The sequence below is a fragment of the Streptomyces sp. NBC_01260 genome, assembly GCF_036226405.1.
Classification (GTDB): domain Bacteria; phylum Actinomycetota; class Actinomycetes; order Streptomycetales; family Streptomycetaceae; genus Streptomyces; species Streptomyces laculatispora.
In genome coordinates this window covers 5,674,048-5,697,944 of record NZ_CP108464.1, presented here as the reverse complement: position 1 = coordinate 5,697,944, position 23,897 = coordinate 5,674,048, and the positions used below count along the sequence as shown (strand labels likewise).

The 23,897-nt window shown below is 70.5% G+C and carries 21 protein-coding genes and 2 tRNA genes; 9 read left to right on the top strand and 14 right to left on the bottom strand.

Translation table 11 applies throughout. From position 1 onward, the window contains the following. Positions 1–59: 59 nt before the first annotated feature. Together tig and OG322_RS25285 are read right to left on the bottom strand one after the other, a co-directional pair. Positions 60–1,466: a trigger factor gene (gene tig / locus OG322_RS25290; RefSeq protein WP_123471022.1), complete on the bottom strand. Its 1,407-nt coding sequence runs from the start codon at positions 1,464–1,466 to the stop codon at positions 60–62. 150 nt (positions 1,467–1,616) lie between these two features. Then, a tRNA-Pro gene (locus OG322_RS25285) sits at positions 1,617–1,693 on the bottom strand. Positions 1,694–1,859: 166 nt separating this feature from the next. On the opposite strand from OG322_RS25285, the gene OG322_RS25280 reads away from it, so the two are divergent. Beyond that, positions 1,860–1,933 (top strand) — tRNA-Gly (locus OG322_RS25280). A 111-nt stretch (positions 1,934–2,044) separates the two neighbouring features. Here OG322_RS25280 and OG322_RS25275 read toward each other — a convergent pair. After that, on the bottom strand, positions 2,045–2,239 hold the full coding sequence (locus OG322_RS25275) for a hypothetical protein (protein WP_123471025.1): 195 nt from the start codon (positions 2,237–2,239) through the stop codon (positions 2,045–2,047). A gap of 480 nt (positions 2,240–2,719) precedes the next feature. Here OG322_RS25275 and OG322_RS25270 point away from each other — a divergent pair, with 480 nt between their 5' ends. Further along, positions 2,720–3,871, top strand: coding sequence for an acyltransferase family protein (locus OG322_RS25270; RefSeq protein ID WP_123471027.1), 1,152 nt, complete (start codon positions 2,720–2,722; stop codon positions 3,869–3,871). A gap of 47 nt (positions 3,872–3,918) precedes the next feature. Here OG322_RS25270 and OG322_RS25265 read toward each other — a convergent pair whose 3' ends face one another. The 3 genes from OG322_RS25265 to OG322_RS25255 are packed head-to-tail and all read right to left on the bottom strand — an operon-like array spanning position 3,919 to position 7,751. Beyond that, positions 3,919–4,404 carry an HD domain-containing protein gene (locus OG322_RS25265; protein WP_123471029.1) on the bottom strand — a complete coding sequence of 162 codons (486 nt, stop codon included), beginning with the start codon at positions 4,402–4,404 and terminating at the stop codon, positions 3,919–3,921. A gap of 9 nt (positions 4,405–4,413) precedes the next feature. Further along, a complete protein-coding gene (locus OG322_RS25260) occupies positions 4,414–6,897 on the bottom strand; it encodes an ABC transporter permease (RefSeq protein ID WP_123471032.1) in 2,484 nt (827 codons plus the stop codon). Then, positions 6,897–7,751 carry an ABC transporter ATP-binding protein gene (locus tag OG322_RS25255; RefSeq protein WP_123471034.1) on the bottom strand — a complete coding sequence of 285 codons (855 nt, stop codon included), beginning with the start codon at positions 7,749–7,751 and terminating at the stop codon, positions 6,897–6,899. Before OG322_RS25255 ends, OG322_RS25260 begins: the two co-directional genes overlap by 1 nt. 293 nt (positions 7,752–8,044) lie before the next feature. Here OG322_RS25255 and OG322_RS25250 point away from each other — a divergent pair, with 293 nt between their 5' ends. Next, positions 8,045–9,208: a cation:proton antiporter gene (locus OG322_RS25250; protein ID WP_123471036.1), complete on the top strand. Its 1,164-nt coding sequence runs from the start codon at positions 8,045–8,047 to the stop codon at positions 9,206–9,208. Positions 9,209–9,258: 50 nt separating this feature from the next. Here the strand turns inward: OG322_RS25250 and OG322_RS25245 are convergent, their stop codons facing one another. Continuing rightward, positions 9,259–10,404 carry a PP2C family protein-serine/threonine phosphatase gene (locus OG322_RS25245; RefSeq protein ID WP_123471038.1) on the bottom strand — a complete coding sequence of 382 codons (1,146 nt, stop codon included), beginning with the start codon at positions 10,402–10,404 and terminating at the stop codon, positions 9,259–9,261. Positions 10,405–10,510: 106 nt separating this feature from the next. On the opposite strand from OG322_RS25245, the gene OG322_RS25240 reads away from it, so the two are divergent. Further along, the gene (locus tag OG322_RS25240) at positions 10,511–11,743 is read left to right on the top strand and encodes a GNAT family N-acetyltransferase (protein ID WP_123471040.1); all 1,233 of its coding nucleotides are present in this window, start codon (positions 10,511–10,513) and stop codon (positions 11,741–11,743) included. A 42-nt stretch (positions 11,744–11,785) separates the two neighbouring features. Here the strand turns inward: OG322_RS25240 and OG322_RS25235 are convergent, their stop codons facing one another. Further along, the gene (locus tag OG322_RS25235; RefSeq protein ID WP_123471042.1) at positions 11,786–12,595 is read right to left on the bottom strand and encodes an Fpg/Nei family DNA glycosylase; all 810 of its coding nucleotides are present in this window, start codon (positions 12,593–12,595) and stop codon (positions 11,786–11,788) included. Between the two features lie 88 nt (positions 12,596–12,683). Next, positions 12,684–13,172: a ribose-5-phosphate isomerase gene (locus OG322_RS25230; RefSeq protein ID WP_073739017.1), complete on the bottom strand. Its 489-nt coding sequence runs from the start codon at positions 13,170–13,172 to the stop codon at positions 12,684–12,686. A gap of 229 nt (positions 13,173–13,401) precedes the next feature. Between OG322_RS25230 and OG322_RS25225 the strand changes: the two genes are divergently transcribed. Both OG322_RS25225 and OG322_RS25220 read left to right on the top strand, forming a co-directional pair. Further along, positions 13,402–14,862, top strand: coding sequence for an amino acid permease (locus tag OG322_RS25225; protein WP_124283997.1), 1,461 nt, complete (start codon positions 13,402–13,404; stop codon positions 14,860–14,862). 87 nt (positions 14,863–14,949) lie between these two features. After that, a complete protein-coding gene (locus OG322_RS25220) occupies positions 14,950–16,272 on the top strand; it encodes an FAD-binding oxidoreductase (protein WP_329306967.1) in 1,323 nt (440 codons plus the stop codon). Here OG322_RS25220 and OG322_RS25215 read toward each other — a convergent pair. Then, positions 16,253–16,849 (bottom strand): biotin transporter BioY, encoded by a 597-nt coding sequence (locus OG322_RS25215; RefSeq protein ID WP_123471049.1) that lies wholly within the window; start codon positions 16,847–16,849, stop codon positions 16,253–16,255. The genes OG322_RS25220 and OG322_RS25215 overlap by 20 nt on opposite strands. Before the next feature lie 490 nt (positions 16,850–17,339). On the opposite strand from OG322_RS25215, the gene OG322_RS25210 reads away from it, so the two are divergent. Further along, complete coding sequence (locus OG322_RS25210) at positions 17,340–18,758, top strand: amino acid permease (protein ID WP_124283999.1); 1,419 nt, start codon at positions 17,340–17,342, stop codon at positions 18,756–18,758. Positions 18,759–18,959: 201 nt separating this feature from the next. Continuing rightward, positions 18,960–19,601: a superoxide dismutase gene (locus OG322_RS25205; RefSeq protein WP_123471054.1), complete on the top strand. Its 642-nt coding sequence runs from the start codon at positions 18,960–18,962 to the stop codon at positions 19,599–19,601. Between the two features lie 135 nt (positions 19,602–19,736). Here the strand turns inward: OG322_RS25205 and OG322_RS25200 are convergent, their stop codons facing one another. The 4 genes from OG322_RS25200 to OG322_RS25185 all read right to left on the bottom strand — a co-directional run bounded on the left by OG322_RS25200 (position 19,737) and on the right by OG322_RS25185 (position 22,861). Continuing rightward, entirely contained in the window at positions 19,737–20,609 is an 873-nt protein-coding gene (locus tag OG322_RS25200; RefSeq protein WP_206432309.1) for an alpha/beta fold hydrolase, read from the bottom strand. Positions 20,610–20,762: 153 nt separating this feature from the next. Beyond that, a complete protein-coding gene (locus OG322_RS25195; RefSeq protein WP_164494320.1) occupies positions 20,763–20,912 on the bottom strand; it encodes a hypothetical protein in 150 nt (49 codons plus the stop codon). 384 nt (positions 20,913–21,296) lie between these two features. Next, complete coding sequence (locus OG322_RS25190) at positions 21,297–21,968, bottom strand: hypothetical protein (protein ID WP_123471057.1); 672 nt, start codon at positions 21,966–21,968, stop codon at positions 21,297–21,299. 224 nt (positions 21,969–22,192) lie between these two features. Next, positions 22,193–22,861 carry an O-methyltransferase gene (locus tag OG322_RS25185; protein WP_123471059.1) on the bottom strand — a complete coding sequence of 223 codons (669 nt, stop codon included), beginning with the start codon at positions 22,859–22,861 and terminating at the stop codon, positions 22,193–22,195. A gap of 102 nt (positions 22,862–22,963) precedes the next feature. Here OG322_RS25185 and OG322_RS25180 point away from each other — a divergent pair, with 102 nt between their 5' ends. Next, positions 22,964–23,803, top strand: coding sequence for an MOSC domain-containing protein (locus tag OG322_RS25180; RefSeq protein ID WP_329306966.1), 840 nt, complete (start codon positions 22,964–22,966; stop codon positions 23,801–23,803). Positions 23,804–23,897 lie beyond the last annotated feature (94 nt).

Here is a 23,897-nt window from a genome sequence, read left to right as displayed (position 1 = left end):
GACGACGGGCTCCGGACGCGATTGCGTCCGGAGCCCGTCGTACGTGTTCGGAGCGAGGCTCAGGCCTCGGTCTTCTCCTCGGCCGCGTCGGCCACGGCGTCGGTGGTGCCCTCGGCGGCCTCGACCGCCTCGGTGGCCTCCTCCGCCACGTCTTCGTCGTCTTCCAGCTCGACGACCTCACCGTTGGTGTCGACGACCTTGGCGGCCTCGACGACCACGGCGAGCGCCTTGCCGCGGGCGACCTCGCCGACGAGCATCGGCACCTGGCCACCCTCGACGACGGCCTGGGCGAACTGGTCGGGGCTCATGCCGGAGGACTGCGCGCGCCGCATGAGGTGCTCGGTGAGCTCCTCCTGGTTGACGTTCAGCTTCTCCTTGTTGACGAGCTCGTCAAGGATGAACTGGGTCTTGATGCCCTTGATGGCCTGCTCGGAGGTCTCCGCCTCGAACTCCTCAAGGGTCTTGCCCTGGATCTCCAGGTACTTCTCCAGGTCGAGACCCATCTGGCCGAGCTGGTGGTGCTCCAGGTTGTGCTTGCGGGTCTGGACCTCGTCCGCGAGCAGCTTCTCGGGGATCGGGACCTCGGCGAGCTTCAGCAGCTCCTCCAGGACGCGCTCCTGGGCCTGGGTGGCCTGGTCGTACTGCTTGGTGTTCTCCAGGCGCTTGCGGCTGTCGGCCTTGAGCTCGTCGAGCGTGTCGAACTCGCTCGCCATCTGGGCGAACTCGTCGTCCAGCTCGGGAAGCTCACGGGCGGCGACCGCGGTGACCTTGACGGTGACCTCGGCCTCCTTGCCCTCGGCCGAGCCGCCCTTCAGCTCGGAGGTGAAGGTGGTCTCGCCACCCGCCTCCAGGCCGGTGACCGCATCGTCGATGCCTTCGAGGAGCTCGCCGGAACCGATGGTGTACGAAACACCCTCGGCCACGCCGTCCTCCAGGACCTCGCCCTCGACCTTGGCGGTCAGGTCGATCGTCACGACGTCGCCGTCGGCGGCGGCGCGCTCGACCGGGTTGGTCGAGGCGAAGCGCTCGCGGAGCTGCTCCACGGCCTTCTCGATGTCCTCGTCGCTGACCTCAAGGGCGTCGACGGTGACCTCGATGCCGGAGTAGTCCGGAATCTCGATCTCGGGGCGTACGTCAACCTCGGCGGTGAAGGCCAGCAGTTCGCCGTCCTTCAGCTCCGTGATGTCGACCTCCGGCTGGCCGAGGACGTTGAGCTCTCCCTCGTTGACGGCCTCGGTGTAGAACTTCGGGAGCGCGTCGTTGACGGCCTCCTCCAGCACCGCACCACGGCCGAACCGCTGGTCGATGACCCGGTTGGGGATCTTGCCCTTGCGGAACCCCTTCACCGTGACCTGCTGGTTGATCTTCTTGTACGCCGCGTCGAGGCTGTCCTTGAGCTCCTCGAAGGGCACCTCAATGCTGAGCCGAACCCGGGTCGGGTTCAGGGTCTCCACGGCGCTCTTCACGGTTCGGTCTCCTTGTGGCTGACTTCTTGGGGTTCTGCTCCACCGCACACGAGGCGGCTTCGCGGACCGAGCCCGGTACATCAGACACACGGGCACGCATTTTGCATAGTAACGGCAAGGGGTAGAACTCCCACAATGCGACCTTGCCGGTGGTCGGGGTGGCCGGATTCGAACCGACGACCTTCCGCTCCCAAAGCGGACGCGCTACCAAGCTGCGCCACACCCCGTCGGTGCGACACGTAGGGTACATGCAGACCGGCAGTGGATCGGCCGCTTTTCCCCGGACGTCGCACAACGCGACACCGGGTGCGGGGATCGGGTGTGCGGGCAGCGCCCGCGACCCGCTACGATGCTTCTCGTGCCGCGGTCCTGGTGACCTGCGGCGAGTTGCATGCGGGCGTAGCTCAATGGTAGAGCACTAGTCTTCCAAACTAGCTACGCGGGTTCGATTCCCGTCGCCCGCTCCATGGCTCGGGCCCGGTCCGGCGGCATCCTTCTCGGATGCCGCCGGACCGGGCCTTTTGCGTTCCCGGGGGTGTGGAGCGGCCGCGGATCAGCTGCTGATCCGCGGCCCCGGATCAGAAGCTGATCTGGTTGATGCTCTGCGCTATCGAGTCCATGAACTTCTGGATCGACGGCGCCATGCCGGTCGATGCCAGGAAGAAGCCGAAGAGCACCGCGACGATCGCGGGTCCGGCCTTGATGGAGCCGCCTCGGATCAGGACCACCAGGATGATCGCCAAAAGAAGCACCACAGACAGTGAAATGGCCACGACTGATCACACCCTCGGTCGGTCCGCCTTGCCGGCCCGGAAGCGTGCGGCCGCGCACACCTCCGTTTGCGTCCATCGTGCCACCAACTCCCCTGTGGTCGCTGCCAGGTGACGCATGGACCGGTCGGTATCGCGCCATCTTGCGCCGGTTGCGCGCCGGTGCGCGAGGCCTGGGCGCGGCCCGCCGGCCCAACAGCCGCAAGGGGGGCGCGAGGAGAAGCGCGCAGCGATGACCCGATGGCGGGAATGATCTTCAACGGTGATCGTTTCCTTATCCACACACTTTATTCACATGGAATTCCCCGGGTCCAACGCGACGTAATTCACTTCCCCCAACCGCCTGGCGATATGCGCCATTTAAGGAGGATTAATGCGCCCATATCGGGCGCAAATCAAAGGTTTGGCTTTTAATCAACCGGGCACACGCGATATCCGATGGCGGTTTTACGAAATGCAATCGAGACGTCTAGGGTGCTTGAGATGTTCCACGCTCCGAACGTATTTCAGAGGGCCCCGCTCCCACCGGAGACCCGGGAGTCGGAGCCCAGACCCCAAGCGCCCGCGAGGACCCCGGACTCCCCCTCCGCGGTGGCGGAGCGGCCTGCGCAGAACGCGCCTGCGAAGAAGCGTGACGCCTACTTCGACAACGCCAAATACCTCGCCATCGTGCTGGTCGCGGTGGCGCACTCGTGGGTGCCGGTCATGGAGGGAAGCAGGGCGGCCCGCGCGCTGTACATGGTGACGTACACCTTCCACATGCCGGCCTTCATCATCATTTCCGGCTATTTCTCACGTTCGTTCAGCCTGACCCCCGCCAAGGTGAAGCGCCTGGTCACGGGGGTCGCCGTGCCGTATGTGGTGTTCGAGACGGCGTACTCGCTGTTCCGGCGGTACGCGAACGACTCGCCCGATACGGCGATCAGCCTGCTGGAGCCCTGGTACCTCACCTGGTTCCTGGCCGCGCTGTTCATCTGGCGGCTCACCACGCCGATCTGGCAGAACCTGCGCCACCCGCTGGCGGTCTCGCTCGCGATCGCCGTCCTCGCCTCGTTCGCCCCCAGCATCGGCGACGATCTCGACCTGCCGCGCGTTCTGCAGTTCCTGCCGTTCTTCGTGCTCGGACTCCAGCTCAAGCCCGAACACTTCCGGCTGGTCAAGCGCCGCGAGGTGCAGCTGCTCGCGCTGCCGCTGTTCGCCGGTGCGGCGGTCTTCGCCTACTGGGCGGCGCCCCGGATGCAGCTGGGCTGGTTCCTGCGCGACTCCAGCGCCCAGGACATGAACGCCCCGTGGTGGTCCGGCGCGGTGATGACCCTCGCGCTGTTCGGCTGCGCGACGCTGCTCACCATCGGGTTCCTGGCCTGGGTGCCGCGCCGCCACATGTGGTTCACGGTGCTGGGCGCCGGGACGATCTGCGGCTATCTGCTGCACGGGTTCCTGGTGAAGGGCGCCGACTACGCGGGCATCTTCGACCGCAACGACTGGCTGGTCTCCCCGACCGGTCTGGTGATCGTCACCGTGGCCGCATCGGTCGGGGTGACGCTGCTGTGCACGCCGCCGGTACGGCGGGTCATGCGATGCGTGACCGAACCGGACATGAACTGGGCGTTCCGACGGGACGCCGCCAAGATCTGAGACATGGCGAAGCCCGGCCCCGAGGGGCCGGGCTTCGCCGTGTTGGCTCAATACCGCTGTTCGGTGGGCGTTTCCGGTGCGGTGAGTCCGAGCAGGCTCCGTACCTGCGCATACTTCTCGGCCAGCCGGGTACGGGTCGCCGGGTCCAGCACCGCGAGCCGGGCCGGGTCGGCGTTGTGCGCGAGATCGGACTCCTTGATCAGCAGTGCGCCCGGGGTGGCCAGGATGCGGCGGGTGTACGCGGGCAGGTCCTCGCCGTGCCGCTTGCTGACGGCGAGGACCATGTCCTTGACCCGCTGCGGCAGAGCGGCCCCGGCCAGCCACCGCGCCGACAGCGCGTCGTCCTCGACCGCGTCGTGCAGCCAGGCCGCCGCGATCTGGTCGTCGCTGCCGCCCCTGGCCCGTACGCCCTCGGCGACGGCCGCGAGATGTTCGGCGTACGGGCGGCCCGCCTTGTCCCGTTGGCCCTCGTGGGCCTCGCGGGCGATGCGCTCGACGTCGGCCAGGGTCAGCTGCGCGCGTGGTGCTGTCATGGCCCGACTCTACGGACGGGCCGCGGCCCGGCTCAGGGCGGCGCGGGCCGGCACCAGGGCGGCGGCCAGGCCGAGGCCCACGGTCGCGGCCAGGAACGATCCGTACAACGCCGGTGGAATGTACGGGGATTCGCCCGTCAGGCCCCGCATCATCGGGATGAGGGTGGCCAGCGCGATGGCCGTGCCGAGCGCCGCCCCGGCCACGGTGACCAGCAGGGCCTCCCAGCGGATCATGCCCATGACCTGACGGCGGGTGGAGCCGACGAGCCGGAGCATGGTCAGTTCCCTGCGCCGGTCCAGGACGGTCATCACCAGCGTGTTGACCGCCGCGACGGCGGCGAATCCACCGAGGACCGCGGCCATGACGGTGTTGGCCCAGGCGTTGAGTTCACGGTCCCGGCTCTGCGCGGTGGCGTAGCCGGAGGGATCGGTCACGGTGCCGAGTGCGGCGAGCCGCCCCGCGCCCGCCGGGGTGGCCCGTACCAGTACGTCGGAGGCGTACGGCGAGGTGACGTGGCCCCGCAGATCGTTGGCGGGCAGGGTGACGAGTCCGGTGCCCAGACCCCGGCCGTAGACCGCGACGATCTTCGGGGACGCCTCGGTGCCGTCCGGCAGGCGCAGCGCGAGGCGGTCGCCGGTGTGCAGCTTCACCGAGTCGGCCAGCGTGGTGTCGATCGCGACGGTGCCCGGGGCGAGGGCGTCGAGCGATCCCGTGCGGACGTCGAGGTCCTGGACCTCGGCGAGTTCACGGCCCGAACCGATGACTCCCTGCGCGGCGGAGTTCGCCAGCCACTTGTCCCCGCCCGAGCCGGAGGGCACCAGGACGGAGGTGCGGAGCAGGCCGACGGCGGTGGAGACGCCGGGGGTCGCGGCGGCCCGCTCGGTGGCGTCGGAGGCGAGACCGGCCGGCGCGGAGACGATGTGGTCGGCGGTGATGCCGTCGCGCTGCTGGTGCTCGATCGCCCGGTCCTCGCTGGTGTGCATGAAGACCAGGGTCGAGGAGAAGGCCATGGCGAGCACGATCGGCGTGATCGCTGAGGCCATCCGCCGGGAGTTGGCACGGGAGTTGGCCGCGGCCAGCGAGGCCGACGCGCCACCGGCCCGCAGCGGGAGTCCCAGGAGCGAGGCGCAGATCCGGGCGATCAGCGGGCCGAGCAGGCCGACCGCGAGCATGAAGAGCATGACCACACCGAGTGCGGCGTTGGCCGCGTCCTCGCCGGTCTGCGAGGCGGCGATGCCCGCGAAGACGGCGCCGCCGGCCAGGGCGGCGATGCCCAGCGGCGTACGGATCCAGCCGAACGGCGCTCGTTCCACGGCGGACTGGGCGAGGGCGAGGCCCGGCTTCGTCTTCGCCGGACGGCGCGCGGCGGTGTATCCGGCACCCAGCGCGGTGAGCATCGTGGCGGCGACGGCGATCGTCAGCGGCAGCCAGGAGACCTGCAGCCGCACGGCCTCGGGGATGGCGCCCTTCTCCTTGAGCTGGCCGAACCACCAGGTGGCCAGGGCGATTCCGGGCAGGCAGCCGACCGCCCCGGCGAGCGGTGCGACGAGCAGGGACTCGGTGGCGATGGTGCGGCGCAGCTGGCGCGGGGTGGCGCCGATCGCACGCAGCAGGGCGAATTCGCGGCTGCGCTGGCCGACGGAGAGGGCGACCGTACCGGCGGCGGTGAAGACGGCGACCATCGCGGCGATGCCGCCGAAGGAGCCGCCGAGCCCGGCCAGGAGTTCCTTGGCGGCGGCGAGGCCCGGGTCCTCCACCGCACCGCGGTCGTTCCCGGTGCTGACCCTGGCGCCGGAGGTGTGGCCCACGGCGTCGGTGATCTGGCGGGCGAGGGTGTCCGTGGCGGTGCCGTCGGCGGCGAGTACGGCGATGGCGTCGACCCGGCCGGGGTGGCCGGAGAGCGCCACGGCCTGGCGGTCGGTGAACCAGACGGTGGCGTCGGTGGCGGTGGTGCCGGAGACCCGGAACTCCTTCGCGCCCGCCGGGGTGTCCAGGGTGACGCGGTCCCCGGTCCGGGCCTTGTCGCTGCCGGCCGGGACGACGACCTCGCCGGTGCGCGGTGCGTCGCCGGACGCGAGCCGGGTGCCGGTGAGGGCGGTGGAGCCCCAGCCGTGCGCGGTGAGTGGGTCGGTGCCCAGGTGCACGGGGTAGCCGACGTCGCCGATCGCGGCCGCGGCGCCGGGGGCGGAGGCGGCCTTCGCGACCAGCGCGTCGGACAGCCGGGCGGTGTCCGGCAGCGCACTGGCCTCCACGTGGCGGTCCTCCCCGCTGCCGACGGTCAGGCGGGCCTGCTGGTCGGCGGCGACGACCACCGGCGCCTTGGCGTAGCGGTCGGGCGGGACGGACGCGCGCAGGCCGGTCTCCAGCAGGATGCCGCAGGCGGAGACGATGGCCGCCGCGAGCAGGAGGGCGACGAAGGTACCCACGAACGACGAGGGCTTGAAGCGTACGGCCGCGCGGGCAAGACCGTTCGGCACGTGCGGGGTGAACATCAGGCGGCGGCCCTTGCGTAGGCGGGAGCGGTCAGGGCGGTCATCCGCGCGGCGATCCGGTCGGCGCCGGCGCGGGGCAGGCTGTCCGCGATCTCGCCGTCGGCGAGGAAGAGCACGTTGTCCGCGTAGGCGGCGGCCGCCGGGTCGTGGGTGACCATCACGACGGTCGCGCCGAGGGTGTCCACCGCGTGCCGGAGCAGTTGGAGGATCTCGGCGGCCGTGGTGGTGTCGAGGGCGCCGGTCGGTTCGTCGGCGAAGATCACGTCGGGCCGGGTGACCAGGGCGCGGGCGACGGCGACGCGCTGCTGCTGGCCGCCGGAGAGCTGGCCGGGGCGCCGGTCCCCCTTGTCGCCGAGGCCGACCCGGGTGAGCATCTCGGCGGCCTCGCGGCGGCTGCGGGCGGAGCCGGTGCGCTGACCGGCCAGGCGCATGGGGAGGACGACGTTCTGCTCGACCGTGAGGGACGGGAGCAGGTTGAACGCCTGGAAGACGAAGCCGAGCCGGGTGCGGCGCAGTTCGGTGAGCTTGTTCTCGCTCATGCCGGTGATCTCCGTGCCGCCGAGGCTGACCGATCCCGCGGTGGGGCGGTCGAGTCCGGCCGCGCACTGGAGGAACGTCGACTTGCCGGAGCCGGAGGGGCCCATCACGGCGGTGAAGCTGCCCCGCGGCAGGGCGAGGTCGATGCCGCGCAGGGCGTGGACGGCGGAGCCGCCGCGGCCGTACTGCCTGCGGACGCCGCGCAGTTCCACGGCCAGGTCCGCGGCGGCGGGCCCTGCGTAGGTCTGCGCGGTCCGAGCCTCACGTGCTGTCCGCACGCTCTCCTGCGCGCCCTGCCTGGTGCGCCGAAGCCCCATGATGTCCGCCTTCCGTAGCCATACGTGATCGATACCTCGAACGTACGGATCTGTGCTGGTCCGGGGCCATGGCGGCTGCTGGCGGATCGGGGGTGGGGGAAACCCCAGGGTGCTCCCGGGGGTGCGCCCCGAGAGGCCTGTCGGGCGGTCTGCGGGAGGTCTGCCCGGGGGCGCCGGACGCGGGGATATTTGCAACGTCAATCATTCGGTAAACTAATTACTGACGATTTCTTGACGCTCTCTTGACCAAGTGAAGGACTGGGCTCATCGGACACGCAGACACGCTCATCGCCATGGGCGGCGCCTTCCTCGCCGCCGCCGTTCTCGCCCGCGTCGGCAGCCGCATCGGACTGCCGACCATCCCTCTGTTCATCCTGGCCGGAATCCTGCTCGGCCCGCACACCCCCGGCATCGTCCTCGTAGCCGACCCGCACGACCTGGAGATGCTCTCCGCGCTCGGCCTGGTGCTGCTGCTCTTCTACCTGGGCCTGGAGTTCCACCTCGACGACCTCAAGGCGGGCGGGCGCAGGATGGCGCTCGCCGGCGGCGCCTATCTCGCCCTGAACGTCGGCGCCGGGCTCGGATTCGGCTTCGCGCTGGGCTGGGGCACGTCGGAGGCACTGGTGCTCGCCGGGGTGCTCGGCATCTCGTCGTCGGCCATCGTCACCAAGGTCCTGGTCGACCTGGGCCGGATCGGCAATCCGGAGACCAAGCCGATCCTCGGGATCATCGTCGTCGAGGACGTGTTCCTGGCGCTGTACCTGGCGGCCCTCCAGCCCATCCTCTCGGGCGCCGACAGCCTCGCGGCGGCGGCGGTCGACGGCGGCAAGGCCTTCGGCTTCCTGCTGGTGCTGGCCCTGGCCGCCCGGTTCGGCACCAAGGTCATCAGCAAGCTGATCAACACGCGGGACGACGAACTCCTCGTCATCTCCTTCCTCGGCGCCGCGGTCCTGGTGGCCGGTATCTCGGAGTGGTTCGGGGTCGCGGACGCCATCGGCGCCTTCATGGTGGGTCTGATGCTCGGCAGCACCACCTCGGGGACACGCATCCTCAAGCTGGTCCACCCGCTGCGCGACGCCTTCGGCGCGATCTTCTTCTTCGCCTTCGGCCTCTCCATCAACCCCGGCGATCTGCCGGTCGTGCTGTGGGCCGTGCTGGCCGCCGTCGCGGTGACCCTCGCCATGAACGTCCTGGCCGGGATGGCCACCGCCAAGCTGTACGGGTTCGGCCCGCAGGCCACGGCGAACATCTCCACCACCCTGGTGGCGCGCGGCGAGTTCGCGCTCATCCTCGCCACGATGGCGGCGGGCGCGGGACTCGACGAGCGGCTGGCGCCGTTCATCGCCGGATACGTACTCGTCCTCGCGGTCCTGGCGCCCCTGGCGGCCGGACGGTCGCACTGGCTGGCCAGGATCCTTCCGGGCGGACGCGACACCGCACTCGCCCCGATCCGGTGACGGACCGAAAGCCGTTGACGTACGCCCGGTTCGGGCCGATTGCGTACGGTTCAGGATTTACGTGACAGAAGCAACAGTGCCCGGTCGTCGTTGACGTCCTTGGCACACGCCTCGATGAGGTGCCAGGCCGCGCCCTCGAAGCCCGTCGAGACATAGCGGTCGGCCTCGCCGGTCAGCCGGTCGATGCCCTCCGCCATGTCCCGGTCGGACGTCTCCACCAGTCCGTCGGTGAACAGCATCAGTACGTCCCCGGGGGCCAGCGAGCCCTTCACGGCGTCGAACTCCGCCCCGTCGTACACCCCGAGCAGCGGGCCCTCCGCGGCCTTCTCCTCCCACCGGCCGCTGCCGGCGTGGAGCTGGAGGGCGGGGGGATGGCCCGCCGAGAGGAGTTCGTAGTCGCCGGATTCGAGGTCCAGGACCAGATGGATCGAGGTGGCGAAGCCCTCGTCCCAGTCCTGGCGCAGCAGATAGCCGTTGGCGGCGGGCAGGAAGCCGTGCGGCGGCAGCGATCCGAGGAGCCCGCCGAAGGCGCCGGACAGCAGCAGGGCGCGGGAGCCCGCGTCCATGCCCTTGCCGGAGACATCGGTGAGCACGGCCTCCAGGGTGCGGCCTCCGTTGGTGCGGGCCGCGACGACGAAGTCGCCGGAGAAGGACTGCCCGCCGGCCGGGCGCAGCGACATCTCCCGGTGCCAGCCCTGCGGGAGCCGGGGCAGCGCGCTCTGGACCCGGATGCGTTCACGCAGGTCGAAGAGCATGGTGCCGCCGCGCCGCCACGGGACGCCGACCCTGGCCCGGAACTGGGCGAGCACCAGCCCGAAGAAGCCGCAGGCCGCGACCGTCAGCACGGTTCCGGGGGTGACCCCGACCGTGCCGTCCTTGAACGGGCCGAGCCCGATGGACTCGACGATCAGGGCAGCGGCAGCAGCCGCGTACAGGCCGAGCAGGCTGGCGGGCCGCAGCAGCAGGCCGCCCGCGACGATCGGCAGGACGAGTGCGGTCGGTGAACACCACACGGGGTTCAGGAGGGTGCCGCAGGTGATGGCCGGGATGATCAGCAGCAGGGCGGCCAGGGCGATCCAGTCGGAGCCGTCGCCACGGAAGTAGTCGACGCCGGATCTGCGCAGCGTGCTGCGTACCCGGTGCGCCGATTTCCTCAATCGGGCCGGGTAAGTCTCTGCTCCTGCGCGTCGGGCCATTGCGGGGACCTTATCCACCCGAGGGCCTCCGGTGCAGGGGGACCCCTGTGACAATGCGTTCGAAAATGGGTCGCCCGTCCGCCGCTGCCCCTGGTAGGCATGGCATATGACTACAGAGCTCCGCGTGTTGCGGCCGTCCGAATGGAACGAATGGTTCGAGTGCCTGGAGCTCGCCTTCGGAGGCGTAGCCGACTCGCCCGAGCAGCGCGAGCTGGAGGAGGCACTGACCGAGCACGAGCGCTCGGTCGGGATCTGGGACGGCCCCGATGTGGTCGCCACGTCAGGGGCGTTCAGCTTCCGGCTGGCCGTTCCGGGCGGCGCGCTGGTGCCGGCCGCGGGGGTGACGATGGTGAGCGTCGCGGCCACCCACCGCAGGCGCGGGCTGCTGACCTCGATGATGCGCCGCCAGCTCGACGACGTGCGGGCCCTGGGTGAGCCGATCGCCGTGCTCACGGCGTCGGAACCGGCGATCTACGGCCGGTACGGGTACGGGGCGGCGACCCGCCAGATGTCCCTGGCGATCGACACGGACCGGGTGCGGCTGAACGTCCCCGAGGGTACGGACGAGATCCGGCTGCGGTACGCGAAGAAGGACGAGGCGGTCGCGGCCTGCGAGAGCGTGTACGCGCGCCTGGTGCCGGGCCGCCCCGGCACTCCGGCTCACGGTCCGGGCTGGGAGCGCAAGTCGCTCACCGATCCGGCGAGTTCGCGGCAGGGCGGTTCGGCGTTGCAGTGCGTGCTGGCCGAGCGGGACGGCGAGGTGGTGGGCTATACGACGTACCACATCAAACCGGACTGGGAGATGTCGGGGCCCAAGGGCCGGATCGCGGTGAGCGATCTGGCGGCACTGGATCCGGCGGCGTATGCGGCGCTGTGGCGGTTCCTCTTCGGGATCGACCTGACGTCGACGGTCGAGGCGCGGAACCGGCCGGTGGACGACGCGGTGCTGCATCTGGTGTCGGACGTGCGGCGGTGCGAGGTCCGCATCCGGGATTCGCTCCATGTGCGGCTGGTGGACGTGGGCGCGGCGCTGGAGGCGCGGAGCTACCGGGCGCCGGTGGATGTGGTGTTCGAGGTCGAGGACGCGTTCTGCCCCTGGAACGCGGGGCGTTGGCGGCTGACGGCCGACGCGAAGGGGGGCGCGTCGTGCAAGCGCACGGATGACGCGGCGGATCTGGCGCTTTCGGTACGGGAGTTGGGGACCGCGTATCTGGGCGGCGAGTCGCTGGGCGGGTTGGCCCTGGCCGGGCGGGTGCGGGAATTCCGGGCGGGGGCGGTGGCGGAGGTGTCGTCGGCGTTCCTGTCCGACGTGGCGCCGTGGTTGCCCCAGGGGTTCTAGGACACGGCTAGCCCGTCCGGCGATTGAGGGCGACGGGGGCGGTCAGCGGGACTGGCAGCCCGGGCACCAGAAGAGGTTCCGGGAGGACAGGTCCGCTGTGCGGATTTCCGTGCCGCAGATGTGGCACGCCTGCCGGGCGCGCCGGTAGACGTACACCTCGCCGCCGTGGTCGTCCACCCGCGGCGGGCGGCCCATGGCCTCGGGCAGGTGCGCGGGGCGGACCGTGTCGATGCGGTTGTTGCGTACGCCCTCGCGCATCAGCTCGCCCAGGTCCGTCCAGATCGCGTCCCACTCGCGGCGCGTGAGGTCCCTGCCGGGCCGGTACGGGTCGATGCCGTGCCGGAACAGCACCTCCGCGCGGTACACGTTGCCCACGCCCGCGACGACCTTCTGGTCCAGCAGCAGGGCGGCCACGGTGATCCGGCTCCGGGAGATCCGCAGCCACGCGCGCTCGCCGTCCTCGTCGCGGCGCAGCGGGTCGGGGCCCAGGCGGTCGTGTATCGCCTGCTTCTCGGCGTCGGTGATCAGCGCGCAGGTGGTGGGGCCGCGCAGATCCGCGTGGTGCTCGTCGGTCAGCAGCCGGAGCCGGACCGTGTCGGTGGGCGGCGGGGCCGGGGCCGTACCGAATCCGAGCTTGCCGAACAGGCCGAGGTGGATGTGGACCCAGCCGGTCGACTCGAAGCCGAGGAAGAGGTGCTTGCCGTGCGCGTCCACCCCGCCGAGCACCCGGCCGTCGAGCAGGGCGGCGCTGCCGGAGAACTTGCCCTGCGGGCTGCTCACCCGCACCGGCCGTCCGGCGAACCTGTCCCGGTGGTCCGCCGCGAGGCGGTGGATCGTGTGTCCCTCGGGCACGGCGGCGGCTCTCCTGGGTGAGGCGGTGGTGCGGACATGACTGTGCCGCCGGGGGGCGCCGGCGGCACAGCGGAGGGTCGTGAGGCGGTCAGCCCTGCTGCGGGTGGTGGGCCGGGACCGGGGGAAGCTCGCCGGTGTTCTCGTACGCCGTGAGCATCGCGATGCGGCGGCTGTGCCGCTCCTCGCCGGAGTACGGGGTGGCGAGGAAGATCTCGACGAACTTCGTGCACTCCTCCTCGGTGTGCATCCGGCCGCCGATGGAGATCACGTTGGCGTCGTTGTGCTCGCGGCCCAGCGCGGCGGTCTGCTCGCTCCAGGCGAGTGCGGCGCGGACGCCCTTGACCTTGTTCGCGGCCATCTGCTCGCCGTTGCCGGAGCCGCCGATGACGATCCCGAGGCTGTCCGGGTCGGCGGCCGTCTTCTCGGCGGCGCGCAGGCAGAACGGCGGATAGTCGTCCTGGGCGTCGTAGATGTGGGGACCACAGTCGACGGCCTCGTGGCCTTGGGCCTTGAGCCACTCGACTAGGTGGTTCTTGAGTTCGTAACCGGCATGGTCGGAGCCGAGGTACACGCGCATGGGAGGAGTGTGGCACGAGCTTCGCCGGGTAACCGACGACGGGGTGCGGTGTGGCCCTGATGTGCGGACCCTGTGTGTGCAAAGCCACTGAGGCAACGATCGTGTCAACGATTCGGACTCAGGGGTTCCGCTTTCAGGGTCCGCCGGGCTTGAATGCAACGCTCGCCGCTCACCACCGTGCCGCGGCGGGCACGCAACCGAGTGATCCGAAAACGTGAGGATTCGATCCATGACGTCGCAGACGACTCTGGCCGGACCGGGCCGGCAGCCCGAGGGGCCGGACCGTTCGGACCGCAAGGGCCCCGAGGACGGGCTCCAGGCCGGTCTCAAGAACCGTCACCTCTCGATGATCGCGATCGGCGGGGTGATCGGCGCGGGCCTCTTCGTGGGTTCGAGCGCGGGGATCGCCGCCGCCGGACCGGCCATCCTGCTGTCGTACGCGCTGGTCGGCCTGATGGTCGTCTTCGTGATGCGGATGCTCGGGGAGATGGCCGCCGCGCGACCGGCGTCGGGCTCCTTCTCCGCCTACGCCGACCAGGCGCTGGGCCGCTGGGCCGGTTTCTCGATCGGCTGGCTCTACTGGTTCTTCTGGGTCGTGGTGCTCGCCGTAGAGGCCACGGCGGGTGCCAAGATCCTGGAGAACTGGGTGCCGGGCGTCCCGCAGTGGGCCTGGGCGCTGATCGTGATGCTGGTGCTGACAGCGACGAACCTGGTCTCGGTCGGTTCGTACGGCGAGTTCGAGTTCTGGTTCGCCGGGATCAAGGTGGTCGCGATCGGCGCCTTCGTGATCGTCGGCCTGCTCGCCGTCTTCGGCGTACTGCCGGGCTCGGACAACGCCGGCTCGGGGCTGGCCCATCTCACCGACACCGGCGGTTTCTTCCCCAAGGGGCCGGGCGCCATCCTCACCGGGGTGCTGATGGTGGTCTTCTCCTTCATGGGCAGTGAGATCGTGACGCTGGCGGCCGGCGAGTCGGAGAACCCGCAGCGCGCCGTCCAGAAGGCCACCAACAGCGTGATCTGGCGGATCGCCGTCTTCTACCTGGGCTCGATCTTCGTCGTGCTGACCCTGCTGCCGTGGAACGACGCCTCGATCATGGAGAAGGGCAGCTACGTCGCCGCGCTCGACTCGATCGGCATCCCGCACGCCGGCCAGGTGATGGACGTCATCGTGCTGACGGCCGTGCTGTCCTGTCTCAACTCCGGCCTCTACACGGCCTCGCGGATGGCCTTCTCGCTCGGCGGCCGCGGTGACGCCCCGAAGGCATTCGCCCGGACCAACAAGCGGGGCGTGCCGCAGGCGGCCATCCTGTCCTCGGTCGTCTTCGGGTTCGTCGCCGTCTTCTTCAACTACCAATGGCCGGACACCGTCTTCGCGTTCCTGCTGAACTCCTCCGGTGCGGTCGCCCTGTTCGTCTGGCTGGTCATCTGCTTCACCCAGCTGCGGATGCGCGGCATCATCCTGCGCGAGTCGCCCGAGAAGCTCGTCGTGCGGATGTGGCTCTTCCCGTACCTGACCTGGGCGACCATCGCGATGATCTCGTTCGTGCTGGTCTACATGCTGACCGATGACGCGGGACGCGAGCAGGTGCTGCTCTCGCTGCTGGTCGCGGTCCTGGTGGTGGCCTTCTCCTTGGTGCGTGAGGCGCGCCGGCCCCGCGGCGACGTCCCGGCCGGGACCGTCGACAGCTGATCACCCATACCTGACGGTCCCTGTCAGGTATACCGGGGAGGCTCTCCTTCGTCAGCCCATCGAGCGAGCGACTGGAGAGCCTCCGCCATGACTGCCGCCCCTGCCGGTTCCCGGTCCGGATTCCCGTCCGGATTCCAGACCGGTTTCACGATCCGCCCGGACCTCGTCGTCGAGGCCGCCGGGGCCGATGACGTACGTGACGCCGTGGCACGCGCCGCCGCGGGCGGGCTCCGGGTCGCCGTCCACGCCACCGGGCACGGCCTGCCGGGCGCCGTCGAGGGCGGGGTCCTGATCAGTACCGCCCGGATGGACTCCGTACGGATCGACCCGGTGCGCCGCACCGCCGCCGTCGGGGCGGGCACCACCTGGGGGCAGGTGGTCGAGGCGGCGGCACCGCACGGGCTCGCCCCGCTGAACGGCTCCGCCCCCGGGGTGGGCGCCGTCTCCTACACGCTGGGCGGCGGGCTGGGCATCCTGGCCCGGGAGTTCGGGTACGCCGCCGACCATGTGCGCTCACTCGATGTGGTGACGGGCGACGGGGTGCCGCGCCATGTCACCCCGCAGGACGAGCCCGAGCTGTTCTGGGGGCTGCGCGGCGGCGGGCACCGGCTGGGCGTGGTGACGGGGCTGGAGACCGGCCTCGCCCCGGTGGCCCGGCTGTACGGCGGCTCGCTCGCCTTCGACGGGGACGGCGAGACCGGTGCGCGGGTGCTCCGGCGCTATCTGGAGTGGACCCGGACCGTGCCCGACGCGCTGACGTCGTCGGTGGCCGCACTCGTGTACCCGGACGTGCCGCAGATGCCGGAGCCGATGCGGGGCCGGTACGTCATCTCCGTACGGGTCGCGTACACCGGCAGCGCGGCCGAGGGCGAACGCCTCGTCGTGCCCCTGCGGGCGATCGGGCCCGCGTCGGCGGACTCGCTGCGGGAGATGCCGTACACCGACAGCCACACCATCCACAACGACCCGCCGTTTCCGCACGCGTACTACGGGGACGGGCTGATGCTGAGCGGACTGGACCCCGAACGCGCGGCGCGGGTGCTGGAGCTGACCGGCCGGAAGGCCCCGATGATGACCGTGGTCCAGCTCAACCACCTGGGCGGCGCACTGGCCACCGGGCCGGCCGCGGAGAACGCGGTGCCGTTCCGCGAGGCCGGATTCCTGCTGCGGCTGCTGTCACCGCTCGACGGTACGGACGTGACCTCCGTCCGGGCCCTGTACGAAGAGGTGGCCCGGGCCGTCGCCCCGCTCGTCGTGGGCCGTTCGCTGAACTTCTCCTTCGGCGGCGGGGACCGCACCGACGGCTTCCACGACCCGCGGACGCACAAGAGGCTCGCCGGTCTGGTGTCGCAGTACGACCCGGCGAGCCTCTTCGGAGGGAGTTACGGCATCAGCCGCGACGCCCGATGAGCTTCCAGGACGCGGGCAGCGCGCCCATCGCGAGCGCCGCCTTCAGCGCGTCGCCGAGCAGGAACGGCGTCAGGCCGGCCGCGATCGCGGCGCTCGCCGACATGCCGGTGGACAGCGCCAGATAGGGCACGCCGACCGCGTAGATGAGCGCCGAACCGAGCACCATGGTGCCCGCCGTACGCAGCACCGAACGGTCGCCGCCGCGGCGGGCGAGGCCGCCGACCACGGTCGCGGCGAGCAGCATGCCGAGCACATAGCCGAACGAGGCACCGCCGGCACCGGAACTGCCGGCCGAGAACCACGGCATGCCCGCCATGCCGACGAGCGCGTACACGGCGAGGGCCAGGAAGCCGCGGCGGGCGCCGAGCGCGGTGCCGACCAGGAGCGCGGCGAAGGTCTGACCGGTGACCGGGACCGGGGAGCCGGGGACCGGCACGGCGATCTGGGCGGCTATGCCGGTGAGCGCGGCGCCGCCGAGCACCAGGGCGGTGTCCACGGCGTAGCGGTGCCGGGCGGCGGGCAGCAGGTCGGCGAGGACCGCTCCGGTACGGACGGGGGCGGCGGCAGCAGTACTCATCGGGACTCCGCGAGGTGAGGGCAGGTGGGGACAGGGCTGAGCCCGACGCTATCCGACGCAGCCACACCCGATCACCATCAGCGGCCCACAAAGCGGCGGTTGAGGGATTGGTGGGATTCGCACAAAGAGCGGCACACAATCACCCCTGGACGTGATGCTCATCACTGAGGTGGGAGCGGATCAACCACCTGCTGACCGGGAAGGGCACCGGGAGCCGACTGTTGACTCCCTCTAAACGACCGGACGGCGACCGGACGGCGACCGGACCGCGTCAGGGTCACAGCAGGACCGCGGCGGAGTCGCGGCAGAGTCGCGGCAAGGGCTCCGGAAGAGCCTTGGCGGCGCCCCTGCGGCGCCCCGCTCCGAGCAGCGGGATGTGCACCTTGTGTGAGCATGGTGCCCGTATAGCGGACATCCGTTCCGCCTGAACGGTGCGCGCGTCCAGACTGGGACACGTCCCCCCATCTCACCGAGCGAACAGAGTTCGTCCATGCCTCGGACCTCCGTGCCTCCCCCCACCGGCACCCCGGCCGTCACCTCCGCCAACGGGACCGACTCGGCCCTCACCCACGGACTCAAGCAGCGCCATCTGTCGATGATCGCCCTCGGCGGTGTCATCGGCGCCGGGCTGTTCGTCGGCTCCGGCGCGGGAATCGCCGCGGCGGGCCCCTCCATCGTCATCGCGTACGCCTGCTCCGGGCTGCTGGTCATGCTCGTGATGCGGATGCTCGGCGAGATGTCGGCGGCCAATCCGGCGTCCGGCTCCTTCTCCGTGCACGCCGAGCGGGCGATCGGCCCGTGGGCGGGGTTCACGGCGGGCTGGGCGTTCTGGGTGCTGCTCTGCGTCGCCGTCGGCCTCGAAGGGATCGGGGCGGCGAAGATCGTCACCGGCTGGCTGCCCGGGACTCCGGAGTGGGCCTGGGTGGCGCTGTTCATGGTGGTGTTCCTGGGGACGAACCTGGCCTCGGTGACGAAGTTCGGCGAGTTCGAGTTCTGGTTCGCCGCGCTCAAGGTCGTCGCGATCACGCTGTTCCTGGTGCTGGGCGTGCTGGCGGTCCTCGGCGTGCTCCCGGACACGGACGCCCCCGGCACCGCCAACCTCAGCGGTGAGGGCGGCTTCATGCCGAACGGCTCCGAGGGGCTGGTCATCGGGCTGCTCGCCTCCGTCTTCGCGTACGGCGGTCTGGAGACCGTCACCATCGCCGCGGCCGAGTCCGAGAACCCGGTGCGCGGTGTCGCGAAGGCCGTGCGGACGGCGATGTGGCGGATCGCGCTCTTCTACGTCGGCTCGATGGCGGTCATCGTCACGCTGGTCCCGTGGGACGACCCGAAGGTCGTGTCGGTCGGCCCCTTCTACGCGGCCCTGGACCACCTCGGCATCAGCGGCGCCGCGGAGATCATGAACGTGGTCATCCTGGTGGCGCTGCTCTCCGCGATGAACGCCAACATCTACGGTGCCTCGCGCATGGCCTGCTCCCTGGTCGCCCGCGGCCAGGGCCCGAAGCGGCTCGGCAGGGTCTCGTCCGGCGTGCCGCGCCGCGCGGTCCTGGTCTCGTCCGTGTTCGGGTTCCTGTGCGTGCTGCTGAGCTACTGGCGTCCGGACGACGTCTTCCCCTGGCTGCTCAACATGACCGGCGCGGTGATCCTGGTCGTCTGGATCTTCATCGCCGTCTCCCAGCTGATCCTGCGCGCCCGGCTGGAGCGCGAGGAGCCGCAGAAGCTGGTGGTCCGGATGTGGCTGTTCCCGGTCCTGACGGTGGTGGCCCTGGTGGCCATGGTCGGCATCTTCTTCCTGATGCTCCGCCAGCCCGACACCCGCGACCAGCTGCTGGCGACGGGCGCGCTGACGGCGGTACTGATCGTCATCGGCGTCCTGCGGCAGCGGCGCTCCGCGGGTGCGGGGGCCTGAGGGCCGCCGGCGGACCGAAGCCCGCGGACTGCTGCGGATGAGGGGGCGCCGGGTACGGGCCGGGGAGGTCGGGCCGCGCGGACGGGGGAGGGCCGGAGTCCTACGCCGAAGGACTGATCTCCCCTCAGCCACTGCTGCTGTTAGCCTGCTCTTGCATATAGATTGCAATAACAACAGGACAGCAGCTGGAGGGTTCGAATCATGGCCACGTACACGCTCCCGGAACTCCCGTACGACTACGCGGCGCTCGAACCGGTCATCAATCCGCAGATCGTCGAGCTCCACCACGACAAGCACCACGCCGCGTACGTGAAGGGCGCGAACGACACCCTGGAGCAGCTGGAGGAGGCGCGCGACAAGGAGGCCTGGGGAGCGATCAACGGGCTCCAGAAGAACCTCGCGTTCCACCTCTCCGGCCACATCCTGCACTCGATCTACTGGCACAACATGACCGGTGACGGCGGCGGCGAGCCCCTCGCCGCGGACGGTGTCGGCGGCCTCGCGGACGCGATCACCGAATCCTTCGGCTCCTTCGCGGGCTTCAAGTCCCAGCTGACGAAGGCCGCGGCCACCACGCAGGGCTCCGGCTGGGGCGTCCTCGCGTACGAGCCGGTCAGCGGCAGGCTGATCGTCGAGCAGGTCTACGACCACCAGGGCAATGTCGGCCAGGGCTCCGTCCCGGTCCTGGTCTTCGACGCCTGGGAGCACGCCTTCTACCTCCAGTACAAGAACCAGAAGGTCGACTTCATCGAGGCGATGTGGCGCGTCGTCAACTGGCAGGACGTGGCGAAGCGGTACGCGGCCGCCAAGGAGCGCGCCGACGTGCTGCTGCTCGCCCCCTGACCGGGAGGCACGCTTGAACGTCCTGCCTCGTGATCGTCTTCTCAACCTTCACCGGGCAGGCGGATGAAGGGGGGACCCTCGCCTGGACGTGACAGGCGGGGGTCCTTCTGTCACGTTCCGCGCCAGGGGTAGGGGTCAGGAGGCAGGGGTGTGCTTCAGCAGGGTGCTCAGCACCTGCTCGGCGTGTGTCCAGAGCACCGCCCCGCCGGCATCCGGCACCAGGTGCCGGACCGCCCGGGGGATGCGCGAGGTCAGACCGGCCCCCTGGTCGGGCGAGTGGCCGGTGTCCTTCTCCCCGTACCAGAGGTCCACCGGTACGTCGATGTCCGAGAGTTCGATGCCCCAGTGCCCCATGGCCAGAACGGTGTCCCGGGCATAGCCGTCGGCCCCCTGCGCGAAGGCTTCGTCGAGCGCGCGCCGGTAGGCGGCCGCGAACGCGGGCTGTCGATAGACGGCGAGGTCGCACTCCGGGCTGCCGGACATGACCATGTCCCACATCACCTGCGGGGTGAACCCGGCAAAGAGCTTCTCTGCGGCGGCCGGGTCGGACACCGCCAGTTCGACGAGGTGCCGCAGTTCGTCCGGAAGCGCGTCGGCGAACCGAGGTGCGGCGACCTCGTCCGCGCCGGAGACCACCGCGAGCGCGCCGACCACTCCGGCAGCGGCACAGGCGAGGGCGAAGGGCGCCCCCTGCGAGTTGCCGACCATCAGGGGCCGCTCCAGGCCACGCAGGGCGGCGAACGCGCGGACGTCGCCGACGGAGTCACCGAACGTACGCCCCGGCGCAGGCGAGGAGACCCCCAGACCGGGGCGGTCGACGGAGATCAGCCGCACACCGAGCCCGTCCAGCACATCGGCACCGAACCCGAGATGCCTGCTGGTAGCCGCACCGGGCGACAACAGCACCGGCACCCCGTCCAGCGGCCCCCACTCGGCCCAGCCCAGCAGCCGCCCTCCCGCCACCTGTTCCGTGCCGATACGAACCGGGTCACTTATGCGCAAACTCATGCATCCGATCATCACCGCCCCCGCCCCACCTGTCGAACGTTTTCCTCTCCCGACGCCGAACGCTGTCCAGCTCGGGGCGAGCAGGCAGGGGCTCGCCCCGAGGCGGAGAAAAGCCCTTTCGGCCTTGTCCCGGAGCGCTGTGCCGGCCGGCAGTCAGCCGGAGGTCAGGTCCAGCCCCTGCACCTCTTCGGCGCGAACGATGTCCGCACGGCTGGGCTGCTTCACCCGCACCGGCTCGTCGTAGTCGTCGAGTTCGAGCAGCACCGGGGCGTCGCCGAAACTGAAGTCGATACCCCGGGGCACGGGCCCCCCTCTCCGGTACGTGCACCGACACTTCGCCGCCGCCGGAGAGACCGCTTGCCTTGATCATCGCGAGCATCCCATGCAGGTGTCAGCCACAGACCAGGGCGATCATCAGCCCGTCGTGTCCCATGCCCCCACGGTCTGCAGCACGGTCGAGGTCAACCTCGGCTCGGCCGCGACGAGTTCGGTGAACCGGCGAAGCGTTGCGCGGCCGCCGAGGAGCGCGCCGACGTACTGCTGCTCGCCCCCTGGCCGGGAGGCACATGAACGTCCTGCCTCGTGATCGTCCCCTCAACCCTCACCGGGCATGCGGATGGAAGAAGGGCCCCCGCCTGAACGAGACAGGCGAGGGCCCTTCTGTCATGTTGCGCGGCAGGGGGCAGGTCAGCCGGGCAGCGGGCCGCCGACAGCCGGCATGAGGACGACCTTGCCGGGGTCCGGAGCATTCACCCGCACCGCCTTCCCGTGGTCCGCCAGATCCATCGTCGCCCTGGCGCCCGCCGCTCCCATGGGCCAGTCGAGCCTGGTGCGCACGATCCGCCCGTTCCGGTCGACCCAGGCATCCGCGTACACGGTGATCCCACCAACCTGTTCTCGCATGGTGCCGATCTTGGCCCGCATGTCCTTCGCCATCCGCAGCGTGACCGTCTCATCGGTGAGCACACCGCGGTAGTGAACTGCGGGCGTGCCGCTCACTGTCTCCTCGCCGACCTTCGAGGTCTGGCGCATCTGCGCCACCTGGCGCAAGACGTGTTCGGGGTCGTTCATCGGTGCCCGCAGCACGTAATGAGCCTCGGCCTTGTCCCGGCGAATCGATCCCCAGGAGCCTTCCATCTCGGCGAATCCACCCATGTAGACCGTCTCGCCGTCGAAGATCTCCTCCATGCGGGGCGACGTCTTCCGAGGAGTCGCCGCATTGTGGAGGGCAACCCCGAGGCGCCCCCTGGCGCCCGCCCAGTCGAAGTCACCCTTGATCGAGACGACGTAGTTGGTGGTGCCGTCCCCTATCTCGATCTGCTCATCGATCCGGGCGCTGCTCCTTTTCGTCGCGGCCACCGCGGCCCGTACCGCTGCCCCGTGGTCCGCCGCCGAGTGGGACTGGGAGGCTTTCCCGGGCTTCTCCGCCTCTCGCGCCGATCGCGATCCCGATCCCGATTCCCCGGAGCATCCAGCGCATAGCAGTGCCGCGGCGACAACAAGCGGGACAAGGGGGCGCTGCAATGGTCTCTCCACGAGGTGATGGCCGGGAAGGCGTGATCGTATCAACCCGGCTCCGGGGCCTAGCCGGTGACGAGGGCCATCAGCAGCCCGTCGTACCCCTTGCTGCCTACGGTCTGCAGTGCGGTCGCGGTCAAGGTCGGCTCGGCCGCGACGAGTTCGGTGAACCGGCGCACCCCCTGCACCTTCGGGTCCTTGCTCCCGGCGTCGACCACCTCTCCGTCGCGCACGACGTTGTCGGCGACGATCAGGCTCCCGGGCCGGGTCAGCTTCAGCGACCAGGCCAGGTAGTCGGGGTTGCTCGGCTTGTCGGCATCGATGAACACGACGTCGAACGGCCCGTACCCCTGCTCCGCGAGCTCCGGCAGCGTGTCGAGGGCCAGGCCGACCCGGATCTCCACGACATCCGCCAGGCCGGCGCGCTCGATGTTCCGGCGCGCCACCTCGGCGCACTCCGGATCGGCTTCGAGTGTGACGACCCTGCCGCCCTCGGGCAGCGCGCGGGCCAGCCAGATGGTGCTGTATCCGCCCAGGGTGCCGATCTCCAGAACGGTGCGCGCCCCCTGGAGCCGGGCCAGCAGGTTCAGCAGCTTCCCCTGGTTGGCGGCGACCTGGATCGCCGGCAGCCCGGCCCTGTCGCTGGCCTCCACCGCCGCTTCCAGTGCCTCGTCCGAGCCCACCAGCAGAGCGTTGAAGTAGTCGTCGACCTCGGCCCACCGCGGCTGCGTCATGGCATGTTCCCCTCTCGACCCAACTAAGTTCCTAAAGGGAACTTACCTCATGCGAGGTGAATGGGATGATGGGGCCCCAGCGTGTTTTCCGGAGAGGACATCATGACGATCACCGTGCGAGAGCTGGTGTACTACCCGGTCAAGGGCTGCGCGGGGACCGCTGCCGGCTCCGCGCAGGTCATCGGTACCGGCCTTGAGCACGACCGGACCTTCATGGTGGTGGACGCCGCGGACGGCGCCTTCCGCAGCCAGCGCACGCACCCCGCGATGGCCGCGATCAGGGTCGGGATCCTGCGGTCCGGTGCGGTGCTGACGCTCTGCGCCGAGGGCGTCGAACCCCTGCGTCTGGACGTCGACCGGGACGGCCCGCGCCGCGACGTCAGCATGTTCGACCGCCCCCTCGGCCCGGCCGTCGACCAGGGGGACACGGCCGCGGAATGGTTCTCCGACGTGCTGGGAGCCAAGTCCCGCCTGGTGCGTGCGGCCCCCGGCTTCGACCGGGACGGCTGGGGCGACACCCCCGGCAAGGTCAACTTCGCCGACGCGCACGCGGTGCTGGTCACCTCGACGGCCTCCCTGGACGACCTGAACGCCCGGATCGCCGCACGGGGCGACGCCGACGCCGTCCCGATGGACCGCTTCCGGCCCAACATCGTCCTGACCGGCAAGGACGAACCGCACTTCGAGGACCGGGTGCACCGGATGACCCTGGGCTCCGTCGAACTCGCCCACTCGGTAAGGGCGATGCGGTGCAGCGTCCCGCTCGTCGACCAGAGCACCGGCCGCCGCAGGGGCCCGGAACCGGTCCGGACCCTGGCGACGTACCGGCGCGAGGCGGAGTACGGCAACCGGGTCAGCTTCGGCGTGAAGAACGCGGTGGTCTGCGAGGGCGTGGTGAGCGTCGGCGACCCGGTCACGGTCCACAGCCTGGTCAGCCCGTAGGCGCACCGGCCCCGGGCCGCGCGCCGCGCCCGTACCGTGGGCCGACGCACCGAAAATCGCCTGACCTCAACGCACAAGTCACCTATCGTCAAGG